Genomic DNA, 20,469 nt, shown 5'->3' on the forward strand with positions numbered 1-20,469 from the left:
ACGCCTATCACTGTATCCTTCATCTGCCGTCCTTTCGCGCAGTCGTTTCTTCCAACGACCATTCTGGCACATTGCGATGCCGTGCGGGGAGGACGGCAACCACCCCATCTCACGGCGCGGGCGCCAATACGACTGACACCGTCCGCCAGGGCATCAATATCACCTATGCCGTCGGATGGGTCCGGCAGGAGGAAAACCAGTATCTGGCAACCCCTCCGGAAATCGCCAGAACATTGCCCGATGACCTGCTCAAGCTTATGGGCTATCAGTGCGGCTGCTTTGCCATAGGATACGTACGCGACTTTGAAGATCCGCTTGCCTATCTCAAAGGCAGCACGGAACGTCATTCTTCTGGCTTTAATGCCCTCAGTAAGACCGCGAATGAAGTATCCACGGATTACGCCAAATCTCTGTCCTGAAAATCGGAACCATAAAAAATATCGTGCAATCACCGCATATTTTTGAGGTCTGAGCGAGGGATATCGATAAGATGACACCACCCTTGGGCAAATGAAATGAAGAGAGGCGGTGGGTCAGGGAGGCTCAAGACCTGCCAAGACCGGATAGGACAGCAGCATGAAGGGGACCTGACGGCAGAGCCCCTGATTGCCTGCGTCCACGATAGGGCATCACGAAAATTTTATGTCAAAGGCTAGTCCAACAGAGGCTTGTCTTTGCAATCCCGCAAAGTCCCGCAATTTTATCAGGCTGTGGTGGAGAACGCGATCATGTGGCCGAACCAATTTTATCCCGTAGGATGACACAAAGTCGGTTTTTTCGCTCATGTGACGCGATACCGGCAAGAAAACGTTTGACACGCACCTATTTTGGTATACCAGCATACCAAAATAGGTTTATTTCTTTCCCGAAACGTCAGAGTCCCAACCCATGGAAGCAACCGTGGTCCGCAGGAATAAAAGTGGTTCGGTTCTCCTCACAGTGAAGGCGGCACCAGGCGCTTTTAACAACAGTTAGCGACAGTACACGTGCGGCATACCAGCGGGGAGATCGAATATGGATGTAAAGGTGCCTGCCGGAAAACCGGCCTTCCTGAACCCATTCGAGGTGGAAACCCCGAAGGGTGCCGAGGGCTGGCAAGGACTTTATCGTTATTATGCGCTTCTCAGCGAGGAGCGGCGTGCATTCGAGGAAGGCAAGTTCTGGTTCTTCGACGGGATGCACAACCCTGAACCGCTCTATCCGTTCGATACAATCATGACCGATAACTGGTGGGTCGCGGCCAGTCAGATGTCGACCCGTGTCTGGGCGCTGCCGCCCGCGCTGGGGATCGATCACCGCGTGATCAACGGTTATCTGTATGTCAGTCCCAACGCGGTCACGGATCCGGCTAAAATTGCGGAAAGGGCGGAGTATTTTACCCGCCGTGCAGGCTATTACTTTGAAAATTGGGATACTATTTTTACTGACTGGAAAGCCAAGGCACAGGACTGCATAGACCGGCTGCGCGCGATTGAATTCAGCCCCCTGCCCGAATATGAACCGGAGACCAGTATTACCGGTCATGCCGGTCGTTATTCCTCCCTTAACCTTCTGCAAAATTACAGCAGGCTAATCGAAAACATGCTTGAAATGGGTTCTTACCATTTCGAGATGCTCAATCTCGGCTATGGTGCCTATCTGACATTCCGCGAATTCTGTCAGAACGCCTTTCCCGGTACTGCTGATCAGACCATTACCGACATGGTCTCGGGCATCGACATTCTTCTGTTCCGCCCGGATGACGAATTACGTAAGTTGGCGCGTCAAGCAGTTGATCTTGATGTCGCGGACATCATCATGAAAATCCAGACGCCTGATGATATTCTTGTCGCCATGCAGGAAAGCGAGGCTGGTCGCACCTGGATTGCGGCATTGGAAGCGGTAAAAGATCCGTGGTTCTGGTATTCGACCGGTTCGGGTTACTGTCATGCGGACCCGGTGTGGATGACCGATCTGCGCTTACCCTTCACGGCAATGCGTGGATATATTACGGCCATTCGCCAGGGGGAGGACGTACGCCGTCCGCTCGACAAGATTCTTGAACGCCGCGCGAAGGTCACGGACGAATATCGCAGCTATCTGCCGACCGACGATGACCGCGAGGCATTTGACAGTCTGATCGAGCTGGCGCGCAAGGTTTTTCCCTTTGTGGAGGATCACAATTTCTACGTCGAACATCTGCACCATTCGATCTTCTGGTCGAAGGTACGCCAACTGGGTGATGTGTTCGTGGCGCATAAATTCTTTGAGACTAATGAGGATATTTTCTACCTCCATCGGCATGAAGTCTATGACGCCATCTATGACCTGATGATCGGCTGGGCCGTGGGCACCCAGCCGCGCGGACAGACGTACTGGAAGCCGATCGTGGCTGAACGTCGGCGTATCCGCAATATCCTTGCCAAATGGACGCCTCCCCCGGCACTCGGCACGCCGCCGGACACGATTACCGAACCACTCACCATCATGCTGTGGGGCATCACCCAGGAAACGATCGAGGAATGGATGGGGATCGATGCCGCATCTGCAACCGAACTGCGCGGTATCGCGGCCTCGGCGGGCAAGGTCAGGGGACGGGCAAGGGTGATTACCGACCCCGACCATCTTTATGACATCGAGGATGGTGAGATCCTTGTCTGCCGGGTCACGGCGCCAAGCTGGGCGCCGGTCTTCCCTCGCATTCGTGCGGCGGTTTCCGATGTGGGGGGCATGATGGCGCATACAGCCATCATCTGCCGTGAGTATGGCCTGCCGGCCGTGGTCGGTACCGGTTTTGCCACCGCAAGGATGAAAACCGGTGACATGATCGAGGTTGACGGCAATATCGGCCTTGTCCGCATCCTGGATGGGCAGGGCACATGAGCGCAGACCCCATGATCCTGTGGCTGGATGATCCGGCTGCGGCACGTAATCCGATTCTGGGTGGAAAATTCTCAAGCCTTGGGGATTCCACCGCCGCCGGACTGCCTGTGCCACCGGGGTTCGGGATCACCACCTGTGCCTATCGTGCCTTCATGGCTGAAACCGGTTTGCAGGAGGACGCGGCGCGCGTGCGCCGTATCTGCGCCGACCTGCCGCCAGAAAAAATCACGGCCCAGACACGGGACCTTGTAACAGGTATCCTGACCCGGCCATTGCCCCCGGCGCTGGAGGCAGAGGTCCGTGCTGCCTATGCTGAGCTGGCACGCCGTACCGCTATGGCGGACGTGGCGGTGGCCGTTCGTTCAAGCGGCGAATCAGAGGATCTCGCTGGGGCGAGCTTTGCGGGGCAGTATGAGACTTTTCTATGGATCCAGGGCGCGGATGCCGTCGTGGACCACATGCGCCGCTGCTGGGCGGGCATGTTTGGCGATGCCGTTCTTTCCTATCGGCATAATGGGGAAGCCGTGGCCGCCACGGGCGATTTCGCGATCTGCGTGGGGGTCCAGCATATGGTGGCGGCCCGCGCGGCGGGAGTGATGTTCACCCTCGATCCTATTACCGGCGATCGTTCGAAAATCTCGATCGAGGCCTGCTGGGGCCTAGGCGAGGGCGTGGTGAAGGGGGATGTCACACCCAGCCAGTTTTTGGTCGACAAGGTGATGTTCTCGGTTCTCAAGCGCAAGGTCGCTGCCCAGACGGAGGAATACAGGTTTGATGCGGCTGCGGGCAGGGTGGATTTTCTGCCCCTCAAAATGGAATGCAGTGAAGCCTCCTGCCTGAGTGATGAGGAGGTTCTGGCCCTGGCGCGGCTTGCAAAACGGATTGAGAAGGATCGGGGTGCGCCGCAGGATATCGAATGGGCCATAGGTCCGGACGGCCGCATTGCGGTGCTGCAGGTCCGGCCCGAAACCGTGTGGAGCAGCAAGGCCGCAAGGCCGATCCAGCCCGTGACGTCACCTATCAGTCATGTGCTGGCACGCATGAGCGGCGCGGTCAGCACGACGAAGACCCCTTCATGAAGGCCTCGGATTTCCTCTACCACCGGCCTGAAAGTGTGCCTCAGGTACTGGGGCTGCTGCGTGACTACGCGGGGGGCGCGCGGATCCTTGCGGGTGGGCAGAGTCTGATGCCGATGATGAACCTGCGCCTGTGGCGTCCGGCAGCGCTGATCGACATAGGGCGCATTCCTGATCTTGAGCGTCTTGAACAAAAAGGGGATGTCACCATTCTGGGGCCCAGGTTTCCCTATTGGCGGATCGAGAATGATCGGGTCATTGCAGAGCGCCTGCCGTTGCTGGCGCGCATGGTCCGCAAGGTCGGTGACCGCCAGGTGCGTAATCGGGGCACGATCGGCGGCAGCCTTGTTCAGGCAGACCCAACTGGCGAGATGCCTTTGGGCACGCTGATTCTTGGCGCTACAATTCATGCAGAAAGCATCAGGGGACGGCGCGCAATTCCGGTGGAGCAGTATTTCCTGGGGTCTTACGCGACAGCGATCGAACCGGATGAAATGCTGGTCGCGGTAGAATACCCGCGTCATCCGGCGTATTTTTCTTTTGCGGAAGTCAACCGGCGGCATAATGACTTTGCCGTTGTCTCGGTCGCGGTCGCGGGCGACCGTGCTGCGGACGGAACATGGCACAACCTGCGCATCGGCCTTGGCGGCGTGGATGAAACGCCGGTTCTGGCCCTGGCCGCAATGCGGCGAGGTGAGGGGACTTTGTTGCAGGCCCCCGATATTGCCCAGATGGGCATACTCGCCGCCGAGCATATTGATCCCCCTGACGATTTCCGGGCCTCGGCGGACTACCGGCGGCATCTGACCCGGGTTCACCTCACGCGGGTGCTGGGCAGCATGCTGGCGTCGGCTGGTTTCCGGGAGGAATAGAACATGAAATTCGTTCAGGAATTCACGGTTGCACAGCCTGTGGAAACCCTTTGGGCATTATTCGATCAACCAGAAACTGTAGCGGGCTGTCTGCCGGGTATAGAGGGCATAGAAGTTCTGGATGCCGATAATTACGTGGTGCAGATGCGCCAGAGCGTGGGGCCGATCTCGGCCACTTTTGAATCCCGGGTCCATATCGAAGATCGTATTCCCCCCAGTAAGTTGCGTTTTTCCGCCACGGGCAAGGCGATCCGGGGTGCGATCGGCAATTTCCGTGCCGAAAGTACGGTAACCTTGCAAGCTGCTGCACAAGGCGGGCTGATCAGGGTTGAGACCGAAGCGGCCCTGGCGGGAGTGTTGGGCAGTGTGGGCCAGAAGATTATTGCCAGCCACGCCGAGAAGATCGCGGCGCAATTTGCCACCAACCTGGAGACAAAGCTCAACGGTGGCGAAACGCCATCCCCCGTTCTCCAGCCCCGCCCGGCAAGCAGTCCCGCTCGTGGCGTAGTCCAGTCCGCCACGGCGCCTGCCTGGGCTTCCGGGGCGACAGTCGCCGTGGCCGACATATGGATACGCGTGGCGGTGGTGCTTATGGCGGTCAATATCGCGATCGGTCTGGCCATTCTCGTCAAGCTGAAGTGAGTGCGGAATCGGGATAGAGACATGTCCGACAGCAGCAACCAGATTGAGATATGCTTCGAGATCAATGGCCGGCAGGTAACACAAACCGTTCCTGTGCGGATGCACGCCGCGGATTTTCTACGACATCAAATAGGGCTGACTGGCACACATCTGGGCTGTGAGCAGGGGATCTGCGGCATGTGCACCATCTCGGTGGACGATAGACCGGTGAAATCCTGCCTGATGCTGGCGGTCCAGCTTGACGGTGCGAAAGTCCGCACAGTGGAATCCCTGGCGCCGGACGAGACCGAACTCCACCCCCTACAGGCAGCTTTCAAGCGCCATCATGCCCTGCAATGCGGCTTTTGCACGCCCGGTTTTCTGATGTTGGCGCGCAGCTTTGCCGGGCGGCGCATGAACCGCGCTGAAATTGCAGAGGAAATCAGCGGTGTCCTGTGCCGTTGCACGGGCTATGAAGGCATCCTGCGTGCGATCGAGGAATGGTTACCCGGCACCTGGACGGACGCTTCCCTGTCTGATGAGGCAGGGCAATGACGGTCGTGCACAAGACGGTCATGGAAAGTGGAACGGCAATAGGCCAGGCCTTGGCGCGCAAGGAAGATGACCGGCTTTTGCGCGGCGGCGGTCTATATGTAGACGATGCCTGTGCCCTGCGCCAGTTTGCAATGGCGGTGGCGCGCTGCCCTTTTCCCCATGCAAGGATCCGCCACCTTGACGTGCGTGCCGCCGCCGCCTTGCCGGGGGTTGTGCATATCCTGACCGGGACGGAGGTGCAATGCCTGACCAATCCGATCACCGTGCTGCGGCCGGTGCCTGGCGCACCTATGCTGCCTTATTATGCGCTGGCGCAGGAATACGCATTGCATGAAGGGCACGCCGTGGTCAGCATTGTTGCCCAAAGTCGTGCCGTGGCCGAAGATGCGATCGAGCTTTTGGAGATCGATTACGAGCCCCTGCCGCATGTGACAGACATGACGCGGGTACTCGACCCTGATGCCCCGGTCCTGCACCCGCAGATCATGACGTCGAACCTCATGGCATCGAAGACCGATTACTCAGGCAATCCGCGGGCGAAACTGGCCGAGGCAGCGCTGGTGGACTATGACCGCTTTTTTGTGAACAGGGTGGCTCCCCTGTCAATGGAGCCGCGTGGTGTGTTGGCATCCTGGCGGTCGGGCGCGCGCGAACTTGATTTCCGCAGTTCCACCCAAGTACCCCATCTGGTGCGCAAGCAACTGGCCGAAGCCCTGCGCCTGGATGAAGGAGCGATCCGGGTTGTCGCCTCGGATGTGGGTGGCGCTTACGGGATGAAGCTGGGTCTTTTCCCCGAGGAACTGCTTGCAGCGGTGCATGCGATGCATCTGGGGCATCCGGTGAAATGGATAGAAGACCGCATGGAATATTTCCGCGCTTCTACGCATGGGCGCGAGAGCTTTCATGACATGACCATTGGTACCGACGACCAGGGCCGTATCCTTGCTATCATCAACGAATACACGAATGACATTGGTGCATGGAATTCGCCCTTCGGGTCGTCACAGCTTTCCTCGGTCACGTTCACGGGCCCCTATCACGTGCCCGATGCCCAAGTTTGTCGTCATGTGGTGCTGTCTAACAAGACCCCGATCGGGGCCTATCGCGGCTATGGGCAACCGGAGGTCAATTTTGCGCGTGAGGTGCTGCTGGATCGGGTCGCCCGCAAGCTGGACATCAGCCCGCTTGATATCCGGCGCAGGAATCTTTTGCGGCCAGAGGACCTGCCCTGGCGTACCCCAAGCGGCGCAGTGTATGACAACGGAGATTATTTGCGTCCGCTGGAAATGCTGGCCGGGGCTACGGATTACGAAGCACATTTTGACCGGCCCCGGCGACCGCGGGCGGATGGCCGCATTGTCGGTATCGGACTTTCTTCCTTTGTCGAACGGACGGGCTATGCCAGCGCGCGTTTTCTCGCCCGGCGCGGTTCGCATTTCGGTGCGCATGAAAGTGTGACCCTGCGTGCCAATCGCTCGGGCGGCATCGACCTATATACCGGTGTGTCCACCTGCGGGCAGGGAAACGAGACCGCCTTCGCACAGATATGCGCTGCAGTGACTGGCGTTCATTATGATGCAATCCGTGTTCATGCGGGTGATACGGCACAATCCCCCCTGAACACGGGAGCATTCGCGTCCCGCACGCTGATCGCGGCGGCCGGGGCGCTGAAGCAGGCGGGGGACGCTTTTCGCGACAAAACCCTGCGTATCGCGGCTATGGTCCTCCAGATTTCTCCCGAAGACCTCAGTATTGCGAAAGGTCTTGTCCATTCCGTCCGTGAGCCCGACAGGACGATCACGTTGGTTGACGTCTTCAACCGCGCGATCACGGGACAGGGCATTCCCGAAGGACTGGAGCCGGGGCTGGAGACGACAGCACATTTCGAACCGCCTGAGGCCTCTTTTTCCTTCGGCTCCGCTGCGGCGGTGGTGGCGGTCGATCCCGAAACCGGGGATTTTGACATTGAACGTTTCGTGTTCGTGCATGATTGTGGGGTCGCGGTCAATCCGCTGCTGGTGGAAGGCCAGGTCCGTGGCGCGTTGGTCCAGGGGCTGGGAGCAGCACTTTCGGAGGAGCTTCGCTACGACCGAGAGACCGGGCAACTGATCAACGGTTCCATGATGGATTATTTTGCCCTGACCTGTTCGGACGTGCCCAAAATCGAGCTCATGCATACCGAAATACCGTCGGACGTCACTACCTTCGGGGTGCGTGGTGTGGGCGAGGTGGGCACTATTCCGCCCGCGGCGGCCGTCGCCAACGCGCTTTGTGATGCATTGCGGGATTACGGAGTTGCATTTTCCGCCCTGCCACTGACGCCGGAAACGGTCTGGCGGGCTTTACAGAATGTGCGTAACAAAGGAGAAACGCCATGACGGACCCACTTTTTGGGCGTTATCGTGATGCAGAACTTTCGGTTCTGGAACAGGACGCGGTGCGCTGGCTGGATGGGTTCTACCAGCTCGAACATCTTTTTGCAGCCCGGGAGTGGGCGATCATGCTGACCGACGGCACGGCGTCGGAGGCGCTGAAATTCGCTGCACTCCTGCATGATGCTGAACGTTTCTTTCCCGGCGGTCCGTCCGATACCCCGCGGAGCAGTTTTGATGATGCCGATTATCTGTTTAGACATTCTACGCGTTCGGCCGATATTGTGGGTGACTGGCTTGCAAAGCGGCCCGAAGGTGTGGACCTTGCGTTCGCGCGGCGAGTACGGGCGCTGATCTTGCGGCATGAAATCGGTGGTGATCCGGAAGAGGATATCATGCAGGCCGCAGATTCGCTGGCTTTCCTGTCTACATTTGACTGGCTGGTGGTGGATTGGGTGCGCAAGGGTCATTACGACATAGCAGGCGCACGCGCGAAACTTGACTGGATGCTGGCGCGTATCCGGGTACCGGCAGCACTAAGACTTGCACTGCCGATCTATGCCCGGACTGTTGCTGCGCTGGAAGATCCCCGAGGTATGACAGTGGATCTGGCACTGCGCCGCCGCCAGGCAGGTAGTCTGAGCTATCTTACCGGTCTGGCTGCAGCGGTGGTCTGACCCGGGCACGTTACCCAGGTACGCTCTGGGGCAGGATGTTCCGGTTTTCTGATGAATTCTCGTCATTGAGCGAAGGCAGGCGGGTCTTGGCATAGCATGTCGAGGCGTCAATATGGTCCGACATTTCCGCTCTGGCGCGATCCGGATCATGGTTCTTGATTGCTGTCAGCACTGCCCCATGCTGTGCGAGAACCCGTCGCATCTGGCTTGCGTCATATTTGATCCGACCACGCAAGGTGGCGGTCAGTGCCAGAACCTGGGTCACAACTGTCAGGACGATCTGGCTGTGTGATGCCGCGGCGACAGCAGCATGAAAGGCAAGGTCGGCCTCGGCCTGTTCAAGGGCGGAACATGTTCGCGGCAGGTTCTTCTGGCGCATAAGGGCGGTTTCTATCGCCAGAAAGTCCTGCGGCGTGGCGTATTCTGCCGCACTTGAGGCTGCATGCACTTCCAAGACATGACGCAATGCATAGATCTGGCTGATTTCGACATCGGTAATCTTGCGCACCCGGGCGTTGCGGCGCGGTACCAATTCCACCAGACCTTCCCCTTGCAGAGCAAACAGGGCCTCGCGTACCGGTGTGCGGCTGACCCCCAGTTCGCTGGCGATCTCGCGTTCCAGCAGCGGTTGTTCCGGCTTCAATGTCCCGACAAGAATCTCGCGCCGGATAATGTCGGCCACGCCAGCACTGGTCCGCGATGAAAGTGGCGCCCCGGATATGGAAAACAGGCCTGCCATTGTGTTGGTCTTCCCTCGTGGTGTCTGCTTAACGCGGTTTTATCCCGCGCGGCGTCCCTGGTCCACCAGTGGTTCACCCGGATGGTTCGGAACGCAATACCCGTCAGACATTCCAGGTTGTTCAAACAAGAACTCCCGGCTGACGGTCCATCCTTCGCATATCTCACGATTCTGTTTTTGGTTGCGAATTCTACATTGCGATCGATCGCAAATACTGTGGAATCCTCTCGGATAATCACCCTGTTTTTGCACTATTTTTACAAGGGACAAAAGAACAGACATAAACCGCGCAGGAATAGCCATCTTGCGGCAGTTCCTGAGCGATGCGGGATTTCTTGCATACAAGAATTCAAAATATCTAATAATCTATATTATATTAATCGGAGAAGTATTCTCTTTAGAACTTCGTCAAGATGAAGTTGAATGAGATGACTTGCCCCAGCACTGTCTTTCATGATGATAGCCTGGACTATATCGAGATGGTGCGATGAAACATGCTTGGAAAGCGGCTCATATTCATTGGTGATACGGCGGGCGCGTTCGACGTGGTTCATCATCTGCGCATGGACCTTCAAAAGGGTTTCATTCCGCGTCATGGTTACGAGCGCCATATGGAACTGGTCATTGATGTCGTAATAACGTTTTTTCTCGCCATTATGTGCGGCGGTATCCATCAGATGGTTCAACCGCTTCAATTCCTGAATCATGGAATTATCAGCGATAGCGGCTGTTCTTTCAACTGCCAGTTTCTCAAGGCTTATCAGAACATCGAACTTGTCGCGCAGATCCCTGACGTCCACGGGTGTTACGGTCGCGCCAATGTTGGGGGAAAGCCGGACCAGACCTTCGATTTCAAGAATCTTGAGAGCATCGCGCAAAGGTGTTCTGGAGACACCCAAGGCCCGGCAGATTTCGGGTTCAGGCAGGCGTTCACCAGGTTGATAGACAAGTTCCAGAATATCCTGTCTTACAGTCGTCAGAACTTGCTCATGCATAGGTGATTTTGCAAGGTTCTTTTGTTTCCCCGACATTGACGACCCTAAAGACAGCTTTTGGAAAGAAGGATTGAACACAGCGGGCCACGGAATGGCCAGGTCCACAGCGCCAGATTTCTCACGTCGTGGAGGTTTGATCAAGAAATGCCGCCACGGCCTTGCAGAACCCGTCCAGATTGTCCCACGGAATCATATGGCCTGCATCCGCCACGCGGGTGGTGTGGATGGACGGCAACAGGGTGCGGATTTCATCCTCATCCTCCGGCAGGATCACCCCGCCGCGTGCGGCAACCATCAGCAGTGCCGGCAGCGTGATATGCGGCAGGTCCTGGTGGATATCCTCGGTGTGGAATTTCTCGAACGTGATGCGTGTGGCCAGTTCATCGCATGTGTGCAGCCATTCGGCCCGCAGGGTGCGTTCTTCCTCGGTCCATGTCGGGCAGAACTGGCGCATGTCTTCAGCCGTCATGCCCCGCCGCGCCATGCGGATCGATTGTGTGTACCAGTCCAGCTTTGCGGGGTAGGGCCGCCGGCCCGGCCCGCTTACGGGCGGGTCCGCCAGCACGAGGGATGCGATGCCGCAGGCGTTGCGCCGGGCCAGGCGGATGGCAATCCGCGCACCCATCGAGTGCCCGAGCACTACGGTATCCGTCAGGCCCAGCCCTGCGATCAGTCCACTGACATCCTCCGCATAGCTGTCGAGATCGTAATCAAGATCGGGTCCGGTTTCCGACAGGCCACGCCCGCGCACATCCAGCACATACACATCATGCGTTGCCGCCAGCCGTTCGGCCACGAAGCCCCAGGTTATCGCGGGGCTGGTAATGCCGGGGATCAGCACCAAAGGTGTGCCCAGCCCGCCATAGCGCAGATAATGCTGGCGAATGCCATTAGCGTGAATGTTCGCGCCATATAGGAAACGGCTTTCAGTCATTATGGTCTCTCTTTTCCGCTGTGTTCATTCAGGAGGCATGGGACCAGGAGGCTGGCGGAGGCTGTCAGTCCGGGAGGGTTCAGTGTTGCGGCAGGCGGGACAGTAGTGTCTCCAGGTCCAGGACATCGCCACATTTTTGGGCCATATCGAACAGGTTGGCCTCATGCGGGCCGATGGCGCGGTCGCCCACACAATCGGACACCACAATAGGGCGAAAGCCGTACTGCATGGCGTCAAGCACGCTGGCTCTGACACAGCCCGAGGTCACGCAGCCGGCCACCAACACGGTCTGCACCCCGCGGGTCACGAACCACGCGGCAAGCGGCGTGCCTGCAAAGGCGGACGGCACGGTCTTGCGCACCACGTATTCGCCCGGCATGGGGACAAGTTCGGGCACGATGGCGGAGGCCGGGTTGCTCTCGGTCAGTCCCAGCATGGTGGGCACTTTCAGCGAAAAAATGTTGGCATCCGCGCCGTCATCGGCAAAGACAATGCGTGTATGGGCAATTTTCCAGCGCCGTGCGCGTGCGGTGGCCAGCGGGGTGCGCGTGCGGTCTATGGCCTGGGGAATATTGCCGCCGCCAAAGGCGTCGGGGTCTGCAAAGCCGTTGACAAAATCGACAATCAGCAGCCCGATGCCGCCGACAATACCGATCTCGTTACCGAAACCCTGCTTGCGGTACCGATCCTCGTCGCGCGTAATTTGCGATGTCATTCCTGATCCTCCAGAAGTTTTCCGTCCCGCACCACAGCCACACCATCCAGCATGACGGTACAGTTGCGCATGGGAATGTCGATATGGCAGGCCGTGTCCCGTGTGCCCCCGGCCTCGTTATTGGGGCCGGTGGACCACAGAAAATTGCCCGCGCACGCACGCGGGTCCATGCCGATACTGGCCTCCCGGTCATAAAACCCCATGACGGACCAATGCGCGCGGTGTTGCAACCCCCAGCCGATATGGGAGACGGCATACACTTCGGGGTCGTTGAAGCTGTCCATGTAGTCCCGCAGGTGCTCGGCCTCGAACCCGCCTTCGATCCTGCGCACGAAGCCTTTTTCCAGGTGGCAGGTCACGGGCGCGCTCAGATAGGCTTTTTGCGGCAGAAGGATGTCCCCCGGCGCAAGCACGATCGTGCCCTCGGCCGAACCTTCGTTGGACCAGGTGGCAAGAAAACCGCTGGGCCAGTGGTCCCACCTGCCCGGCGCATCCACAAAGCCGTATTCCTCCAGCATGGGGTAGTCCCCCAGCGCGAAAGTGGCGTCGGTTCCGGCGGCCGAGGTCACGTGCATGGTTTTTGCCGCACGCAGTCTAGCGGAAGCCGCCAGCACGCGGGTGCGGTCCTGCGCCGTAGGGATCATGCGCACCAGTACCTCGGGCGGTTCCACCGCCAGCAGGATTCGCCCGCCCGCGGCCAGGATTTCATGCTGCTCGGCTGAGAACAGCAAGGTCATGAGGTCGAGCACCATAGTGCTGGCCTTGAGCATTTTTACCGCCGCGCGGTTGCCGGTCAGCGGTGTCTTGCCCACATAGGCCAGCGGATCGCGCGACAAGGAAAGCGCGCCGTTGGCAGGCTGGAGGTCAAGCCGGTTGGCGATGGCGCCTTTTTCCTGCACTGCGATAATCGCGCAGCGCAGGGTCTGGGCGTTTGTCGTACCCGATGTCAGCAGGGCAACCGTATCGCCCGCCCTCAGGTTGCTGAGTTCCAGAACCTGCCGCCAGGCCTGAATGAGTTCAAAGTCACTTACAGCCATACGGGACCTCCAAAGGGGATAAAGATACGACGGGTTGGATCATCATCACGCCCGGCTTGCGGCGGCAGGGCCGGGCAACAGGGTACGCGGTGCCTGCTGTGCGGTTCTATGCTACCTTGTGAACCGCCCCGGGGGAACAGAGTCGGACGTTCAAGCGGTTATGGGCATGTGAACCGCCGTTGCATCGTAATCGTAAACCCAGTCGGCTTTGAGGCCGGTTTTCTGAGGGTTGATCAGACCCCGGACAAGGTAGGAGAGGTCGCGCTTCCAGACATCGAAGCGTGAACTGAGATGATAGGTCTCCCCCCGTTTTCTGGCTTCCAACTGAACCCTCGCAGTTCGTGGGCGGCGCTCGGCCTCATAAAAGGCCAGGGCTTTTTCAGCACCCGCTGCCGCCAGGGCATTGCCCAGCACGTACGCGTCCTCAATGGCCATAGCCGCCCCCTGGGACAGGAAGGGCAGCATGGGATGGGCGGCGTCCCCCAAAAGCGTGACCCGTCCTTTCGACCAGGCGCTGAGCGGATCGCGGTCAAACAGCCCCCATTTGAAAACATCCCCCACTTGGCTGAACAGGCGTTGCAGATTGGGGTGCCACCCCGCAAAGGTCGCCATCAGCTCCTCCCGCGAACTTGGCAGGGTCCAGGATTCATCGACCCAGTGCGGAGCTTCGGATACAGCCACAATGTTGATCGCATTGCCGCGCCGTATGTAATAGGTAACCACATGGGCCGCTGGGCCAAGCCAGAATGATGAATCCGGGCTGACATAATCGACCACGCCGTTACACGGCACAACCGCGCGCCAGCACATATGGCCCGTAAAACGGGCCGCTTCCTGCCCAAACAGCGCAGTGCGGACGGCTGAATGGATTCCGTCGGCCCCCACGATCACATCTGCCTTGAAGGTGCTTCCGTCCTCGAAAAGGGCGACCGCCTTGTCCCCTTCATGCCGGATGCCGGTGCATCTGGCCCCAAAGACAACATCGTCCGGTGATAGCTGACGCACGAAGATATCGTGCAGGTCAGCCCGATGAACATGCAGAAAAGGGGCACCATAGAGCTTCTGGCAGGTCTCCATGAGCGGTGTCCGCCACATTACCCGCCCGCTTTTCCAGTTACGCCCGAGGACGGCATGCGGGGTAAAGCTGATGGCTTCCATCTGAGCCATCAGACCAAGTGCTCGGATAATTTTGACGGCATTGGGAGTCATCTGCACGCCCGCACCAATTTCGCCAAATGCCGGTGCGCGTTCAAAAACGCGGCATGCGATTTGCTTCTGTCTGAGGACAGAAGCAAGCGCCACTCCCCCGATGCCTCCACCGATAATGCCTACCTGCATGGCTATTTTCCTTTTCGATGCAAAATCGTATACGACATTGTGAGTCCTAGAAACTAAACGGGACCTTATCAAGACCAACAAAGAACTTGCGATATGGAAAATTTTTTGGAATAAAACAATAAAACCCTTATATAACAAACAAATATGATAAAATATTTGTATGTTTAAAGGCATTCCAATCCCTTCTGTGGGCTCCAAAATCGTATACCATTTTTCTTTACAATTCGAAATAAACACGTCTAATGAGGATATATCGTTATTAAAACGGAATATATTCCGATTCGAAATACGGGAGGCAAGCATGGAACCTGACTCTGCCGGTGACTACTCGGAGCCTCTGTTCCACGTTGCTTGTGCCCAGTCGCGGATGGTCTCGTCAGCATCACAAGGATCGAATTTGCACAAGGCATGAGGGGATGCAGGCGCAAGCCGAGGTGGCACCGTAGTCATAAACAATGCAGAGCAAAAAGGGTGTTTCATGCAGAATTCGGAAACAGTGTTTGCACTCGAACAGCAGACCATCTATGTCGTGCCCGCTGCACAGCGGCATGGCCGATTTAATGATCTGTTCACGATCTGGTTCGGCTCCAACATCAACATGCTCACGATTGTGACCGGCGCGCTGGGCACCACCTTGTTCGGGCTTGGCGCTGTGTCGGCACTTGTCGCCATTGCGGTAGGCACCTTGCTGGGGGGTGTTCTCATGGCGTTGCACGCCGCCCAGGGTGCGCGGCTGGGCGTGCCGCAAATGGTGCAGACACGTGGCCAGTTCGGTGCCTACGGGGCCATTTTTGTCATTGCCGTTGTTATTGTCATGTATATCGGTTTTTTCGCCGCCAATTCCGTTCTGGCCGCACTATCCATTGCCGACGCCCTGCATACATCCCATACCGGGTTGCTGATCCTTGGGGTCGGAGCCCTTGCCCTGCTCGCGGCCATTTACGGGTATGATCTCATCCACGCCTATAGCCGTATCCTGACCGTGGCCTCGGGTCTGGCGCTGGTGGCCACCTTTTTCTGGATGTTCTGTTTTGGCGGCGTGTCGGCCGCGGCCCTCTCGGGCGGCGCGCTGACCGCGTCAGGCTTTGTCGGCATGCTATCCGTGGCCGCTCTGTACCAGCTTGGTTACGCGCCCTATGTCTCGGATTACACGCGCTACATGCCGGCCGAAACGGGAACGGTCCCCGCATTCTGGGCGACCTATACCGGCTCCGTTCTGGGCTCCTTCCTGCCCATGACGTTGGGCGTCCTGCTGGGGCTTGTCGCACCCGACAATGTAGTGGCCGGGCTTGTCAGGGAAACGGGGACCGCCGCGCCGCTGATTGTTATTGTCTTCTCGCTCAGCATTACATGCAATAATGCGATGAATCTTTACTGCGGCACACTGTCGGTGATCACCATCGTGCAGACGTTCCGCTCACGCTGGCACCCGCACGCCAGTGCGCGCGCCGCCATTAGCGTGATCCTGTTCGCAGCCAGTCTTGGTCTCGCTCTCGCGGCCTCCGCCGACTTCATGCATAATTACGAGAATTTCCTTCTGCTGTTATTGTATGTGCTGATCCCGTGGACTTCCATAAACTTGGTTGATTATTACCTGATCCACAAAGGCCATTACGATGTAGACTCCTTTTTCGCCCCCGATGGCGGCCGGTACGGCACATACAATGCCGCAGCCATTACCTGCTACAGCGGCGGCATTCTCATCCAGATCCCCTTTGTATCGAACGATCTTTACACCGGCCCGGTGGCAAGGGCGCTGGGTGGGGCCGATATTTCCTGGCTTGTCGGTATTTTGCTGATTTCTCCAGTTTATTATCTGATGGCCCGCCATACCGGCCGGCACGAAATGGTCGTGCTGAACGCCAGGGTATAATGCGGCGGTGGGAACGCCCCGGTGGGAATGCCCGGTAGTAACGCGCCGAGCGTAACGCCGCGTGTAACGCGACTGACCCGTGCGTTGTGGAAATTCTGGTTATGGGGTGAAAGACCCATGAAATGTCATGATTTTTAAGAAATGTCATGCAATGGAGAGCAGGGAATGCTGAATGCTTCACTCCTGATTGGAGGCACATGTCGGCCCGCGACCGAGGGGCGGGTTTTTGAACGGCGCGACCCGCTGAGCGGTGATGTGGCCAGCCAGGCGCCGGCCGCGGGCGTGGCGGATGCCGTGGCGGCGGTGGATGCCGCCCAGGCCGCGGCACCTGCCTGGGCGGCGCTGAGTCCCAGTGCGCGCCGTGCGCTGCTGCTCAAAGCCGCGGATGCCCTGGAAATGCGCCGTGACAGCCTGGTGGAGGCGATGATGGCGGAAACAGGCTCCACCAGCGACTGGGCGGCTTTTAACACAAGGCTTGCCGCCAACATGCTGCGCGAGGCGGCGAGCCTGTGCACGCAGGTGCAGGGTGATGTCATTCCCTCCGAACGGGCGGAGTGCGTGTGCATGGCCGTGCGGGTGCCGGCCGGTGTGGTTCTGGGCATAGCCCCGTGGAACGCCCCCATCATTCTTGGGGTACGCGCCATTGCCCTGCCCCTGGCGTGCGGCAATACCACGGTCCTGAAAGCCTCGGAGCTGTGTCCGCTCACCCACGCGCTGATCGGCGAGGTCATGCAGCAGGCCGGACTGCCGCCAGGCACGGTGAATGTCGTCACGAACGCGCCCGAAGATGCGGCGGCTATTGTGCAGGCCCTTGTTGAACATCCTGCCGTGCGCCGCGTCAGTTTTACCGGATCGACCGGGGTCGGCCGCATTATTGCGCAATTGGCGGCAGCCCAGCTCAAGCCCGCCGTGCTGGAGCTGGGCGGCAAGGCCTCGCTCCTGGTTCTGGATGATGCGGATGTGAGTGCCGCGGTAAACGCCGCGATCTTTGGCGCATTTTTCAACCAGGGGCAGATCTGCATGTCCACTGAAAGGATTGTTGTGGAAGCCGCTATTGCCGACAGCTTTGTCCCGGCTTTTGTCGCGCGCGCAGGCACACTGCGTGCGGGAGATCCGCGCACGGCCAAGGTGCAGCTTGGCGCGGTGATCGGGGCTGAAACGGTTGAACGCCTGCGCGCCCTGATAGCGGACGCGCTGGACAAGGGTGCGACTTTGCTGGTCGGTGGCACGGGGGAAGGGGCGGTCATGCAGCCGACCGTGCTTGATGGTGTCACCCCACGGATGCGCATTTATTACGAGGAATCCTTCGGCCCCGTGGTGTCCATTATCCGGGTCAGGGATGAGGAAGAGGCTATCCATGTCGCGAACGACACGGAATATGGCCTGACCGCCGCAGTCTTCAGCTGCGACGGCGCGCGGGCTTTGCGCGTGGCCCGCCGGATCCAGACCGGCATGTGCCACATTAACGGCCCCACCGTGCATGACGAGGCCCCAATGCCATTCGGGGGCGTAAAATCTTCCGGCTATGGCCGCCTTGGAGGGCGCGCTGGCATAGCCGAATTTACCGACCTGCGGTGGATCAGCATAGAGACAGGCACCCCGCATTACCCTTTCTAGCATTACCTTTTTCAGGATTGTAACATGAAGATTTCCGCAGCTATTGCGCGTGCAAGGCACGCGCCCCTTTCCATTGAAACGCTGGAGCTTGAGACGCCGCGCGAGAATGAAATTCTCGTGCGCCTTGTCGCGGTAGGCATCTGCCATACGGACGCCGCCATGCGTGACCAGCAGTTTCCCGTGCCGCACCCCCTTGTGCTCGGTCATGAGGGGGCAGGCATTGTCGAACGCGTGGGTGCGAATGTTACCAAGGTCGCTGCTGGTGATCATGTGATCATGCATTATGATTCATGCGGCACTTGTCCCAGTTGTGTCGCGCATGCGCCCGCCTACTGCCATCACTTCTTCGGCTATAATTTTTCCGGCCGGCGTGCTGACGGATCACTGACCTTGCGGTGTGATTCGGGCGAAATATTCGGAAATTTTTTTGGACAATCCTCCTTCGCGACCTATAGCCTGTGCCGGGAGCGTAATGTTGTAAAAGTTGCAAAAAACCTGCCCCTGGATCTGCTGGCGGCCATTGGTTGCGGCATCCAGACAGGGGCCGGGGCGGTCATCAACGCGCTCAGGGTCAGGGCGGGTGACAGTCTTGCCGTTTTTGGAACAGGCTCCGTCGGCCTGGCCGCGATCATGGCGGCACGGGTCTGTGGTGCCACGCGTATTATCGCGGTGGATACTAATCCTGACCGTCTGGACATGGCGCTTTCGCTTGGTGCGACGCAGGCAATCAACGCTGCCAGCCAGGACAGTGTTGCCGAGATCAGGACACTGACCGGCACAGGCGTAGCTTTTACGTTCGATACCACGGGTAACGCCACCGTTCTACGCCAGTGCGTGGATGCGCTGGCGCCCAGAGGGATTTGCGGCACCGTCGGCGTGCCGGCCCAGGAGCGAAATGTGACGCTGGATATTATTGACATCATGACCCACGGCAAGACTCTCCGGGGCATTGTGCAAGGTGAATCCAACCCGGACCTGTTTTTCCAGACCTTGATCGACCTTTATCTTCAGGGAAATTTTCCAATCGACAGACTGATCACCCATTACACGTTCGAGCAGATCAACCAGGCCATGTCAGACTCCGAAGCGGGAAAAGTCATCAAGGCCGTTCTGCGCTTTTAGGATGTCCGACAGTCGCCTTGCGGCCTACCTGTCGCGGCCGCCGACCGGGCTTGAGCCTCGGGCAGGCGCAGGCCCGCATGGAGCGCGACGGCCTGGACCCGCGCAGGGCCGACCCCAATGACCGGCGCCCGAGCCTGATCTCGCTGACGGATAAGGCGCTTGAGCGATGACCTGCCGGTCGCACAGTGCTGCGCCAGGGTAATGCGGTATGACCCGGGGCCTGCGCGGCGGGGGAGCGCCATGCTTGTGTCCCTGCTCCAGCGGGTCCAGGTCCGAGCGTATGTCACCATTTTCGACCGCGCGTTGCACAAGGCCGCCGATTGCGGGCCGGATTACGTCATTGGATGCGGCGTACAGCGCGCATGTGCCATCCACCAGGGAATTGACGGCGGGCGCGATCAACTTGAGGGATCGAAGAACTGTTGGTTGATGTACCTTGGTTCTGATTTTGGGCTTTGGCGCGCTGATTGACGGTTTCTGGGGTAGCATTCGATCTGCGTTTTGAGCAGATCGGGGGTTGTCACCCGCTGGATTGCTACGCGCTCACGTTGATCCGTTCCAAGAAGAGGAAGCGGCGGATATTATAGACGATATTGGCCAGTCCGATCCTCATGGTGGCACGAGCGATGCCGACTGTTCGGACGAACAGCCCCGTCTGTGACTTCTGATCAGCAAAGACATGCTCGACACGCGACCGGATAACGGACTTTCCGGCGTTTGATCTCTGGATATGTCGTGGCATAGGCTTGAGATGCGGCTTTTTTCTGTGAACCTTTGAGACAAAGCCCTGCTTTTCCATGAAGTCCTCATTGGCTTTTGAGCGATAGGCCATGTCAGCCCACACCGTTGAGGCCGTATTGGTTTTATCCAGAAGCCCCTCTCTCAATCGCGCGCCATCACTGGCGGCGGCATCCGTCGTTTTCCATTTCCGGATGAACCGGTACTTCCGGTCAATGGAAACATGCGATTTATAGCCAAAGAACGGGATGGCGAGATCGCTGGATGGCATGGTTCCATCATCCTGCCGCTTCGCCTTCGTGAACTTCAGTGTCCAGCGCGCATGA

At 58.5% G+C, this 20,469-nt stretch carries 18 protein-coding genes; 11 read left to right on the forward strand and 7 right to left on the reverse strand.

Annotated features, from left to right (window positions below):
* The 8 genes from GOB81_RS15895 to GOB81_RS15930 form a co-directional block, all read left to right on the forward strand.
* On the forward strand, window positions 1–419 hold a 419-nt coding region (locus GOB81_RS15895), incomplete at its 5' end, for a hypothetical protein (RefSeq protein ID WP_408736941.1).
* Between the two features lie 595 nt (window positions 420–1,014).
* On the forward strand, window positions 1,015–2,862 hold the full coding sequence (locus GOB81_RS15900; protein WP_173571292.1) for a PEP-utilizing enzyme: 1,848 nt from the start codon (window positions 1,015–1,017) through the stop codon (window positions 2,860–2,862).
* A complete protein-coding gene (locus GOB81_RS15905) occupies window positions 2,859–3,941 on the forward strand; it encodes a PEP/pyruvate-binding domain-containing protein (protein ID WP_173571293.1) in 1,083 nt (360 codons plus the stop codon). Before GOB81_RS15900 ends, GOB81_RS15905 begins: the two co-directional genes overlap by 4 nt.
* Complete coding sequence (locus tag GOB81_RS15910) at window positions 3,938–4,810, forward strand: FAD binding domain-containing protein (RefSeq protein ID WP_173571294.1); 873 nt, start codon at window positions 3,938–3,940, stop codon at window positions 4,808–4,810. Before GOB81_RS15905 ends, GOB81_RS15910 begins: the two co-directional genes overlap by 4 nt.
* Before the next feature lie 3 nt (window positions 4,811–4,813).
* Window positions 4,814–5,452, forward strand: a complete 639-nt coding sequence (locus GOB81_RS15915; RefSeq protein ID WP_173571295.1) for a CoxG family protein — start codon at window positions 4,814–4,816, stop codon at window positions 5,450–5,452.
* A 21-nt stretch (window positions 5,453–5,473) separates the two neighbouring features.
* Window positions 5,474–5,986, forward strand: coding sequence for a (2Fe-2S)-binding protein (locus tag GOB81_RS15920; protein WP_173571296.1), 513 nt, complete (start codon window positions 5,474–5,476; stop codon window positions 5,984–5,986).
* Window positions 5,983–8,364 carry a xanthine dehydrogenase family protein molybdopterin-binding subunit gene (locus GOB81_RS15925; RefSeq protein ID WP_173571297.1) on the forward strand — a complete coding sequence of 794 codons (2,382 nt, stop codon included), beginning with the start codon at window positions 5,983–5,985 and terminating at the stop codon, window positions 8,362–8,364. Before GOB81_RS15920 ends, GOB81_RS15925 begins: the two co-directional genes overlap by 4 nt.
* Complete coding sequence (locus GOB81_RS15930) at window positions 8,361–9,035, forward strand: hypothetical protein (RefSeq protein ID WP_173571298.1); 675 nt, start codon at window positions 8,361–8,363, stop codon at window positions 9,033–9,035. Before GOB81_RS15925 ends, GOB81_RS15930 begins: the two co-directional genes overlap by 4 nt.
* A gap of 10 nt (window positions 9,036–9,045) precedes the next feature.
* On the opposite strand, the gene GOB81_RS15935 is transcribed toward GOB81_RS15930, so the two are convergent.
* The 6 genes from GOB81_RS15935 to GOB81_RS15960 form a co-directional block, all read right to left on the reverse strand.
* Window positions 9,046–9,774: a GntR family transcriptional regulator gene (locus tag GOB81_RS15935; protein ID WP_173571299.1), complete on the reverse strand. Its 729-nt coding sequence runs from the start codon at window positions 9,772–9,774 to the stop codon at window positions 9,046–9,048.
* A 371-nt stretch (window positions 9,775–10,145) separates the two neighbouring features.
* Window positions 10,146–10,874 carry an FCD domain-containing protein gene (locus GOB81_RS15940; RefSeq protein WP_173571300.1) on the reverse strand — a complete coding sequence of 243 codons (729 nt, stop codon included), beginning with the start codon at window positions 10,872–10,874 and terminating at the stop codon, window positions 10,146–10,148.
* Between the two features lie 13 nt (window positions 10,875–10,887).
* A complete protein-coding gene (locus GOB81_RS15945) occupies window positions 10,888–11,703 on the reverse strand; it encodes an alpha/beta fold hydrolase (protein ID WP_173571301.1) in 816 nt (271 codons plus the stop codon).
* A gap of 79 nt (window positions 11,704–11,782) precedes the next feature.
* Window positions 11,783–12,418, reverse strand: coding sequence for an isochorismatase family protein (locus GOB81_RS15950; RefSeq protein WP_173571302.1), 636 nt, complete (start codon window positions 12,416–12,418; stop codon window positions 11,783–11,785).
* On the reverse strand, window positions 12,415–13,455 hold the full coding sequence (locus GOB81_RS15955; protein ID WP_173571303.1) for a 2,5-dihydroxypyridine 5,6-dioxygenase: 1,041 nt from the start codon (window positions 13,453–13,455) through the stop codon (window positions 12,415–12,417). The genes GOB81_RS15950 and GOB81_RS15955 overlap by 4 nt, the downstream gene beginning before the upstream one ends.
* A 150-nt stretch (window positions 13,456–13,605) precedes the next feature.
* Window positions 13,606–15,096, reverse strand: coding sequence for an FAD-dependent monooxygenase (locus GOB81_RS15960; protein WP_242010319.1), 1,491 nt, complete (start codon window positions 15,094–15,096; stop codon window positions 13,606–13,608).
* Between the two features lie 175 nt (window positions 15,097–15,271).
* On the opposite strand from GOB81_RS15960, the gene GOB81_RS15965 reads away from it, so the two are divergent.
* The 3 genes from GOB81_RS15965 to GOB81_RS15975 all read left to right on the forward strand — a co-directional run bounded on the left by GOB81_RS15965 (window position 15,272) and on the right by GOB81_RS15975 (window position 19,405).
* On the forward strand, window positions 15,272–16,666 hold the full coding sequence (locus tag GOB81_RS15965) for a purine-cytosine permease family protein (RefSeq protein WP_173571304.1): 1,395 nt from the start codon (window positions 15,272–15,274) through the stop codon (window positions 16,664–16,666).
* Between the two features lie 165 nt (window positions 16,667–16,831).
* Entirely contained in the window at window positions 16,832–18,283 is a 1,452-nt protein-coding gene (locus tag GOB81_RS15970; RefSeq protein ID WP_173571305.1) for an aldehyde dehydrogenase, read from the forward strand.
* A gap of 24 nt (window positions 18,284–18,307) precedes the next feature.
* Complete coding sequence (locus tag GOB81_RS15975) at window positions 18,308–19,405, forward strand: NAD(P)-dependent alcohol dehydrogenase (protein ID WP_173571306.1); 1,098 nt, start codon at window positions 18,308–18,310, stop codon at window positions 19,403–19,405.
* 535 nt (window positions 19,406–19,940) lie between these two features.
* Here the strand turns inward: GOB81_RS15975 and GOB81_RS15980 are convergent.
* Window positions 19,941–20,469: transposase (locus tag GOB81_RS15980; protein ID WP_173571307.1), on the reverse strand; the 529-nt coding region annotated here is incomplete at its 5' end.

The organism is Acetobacter conturbans (genome assembly GCF_011516755.1).
Lineage (GTDB): Bacteria > Pseudomonadota > Alphaproteobacteria > Acetobacterales > Acetobacteraceae > Acetobacter > Acetobacter conturbans.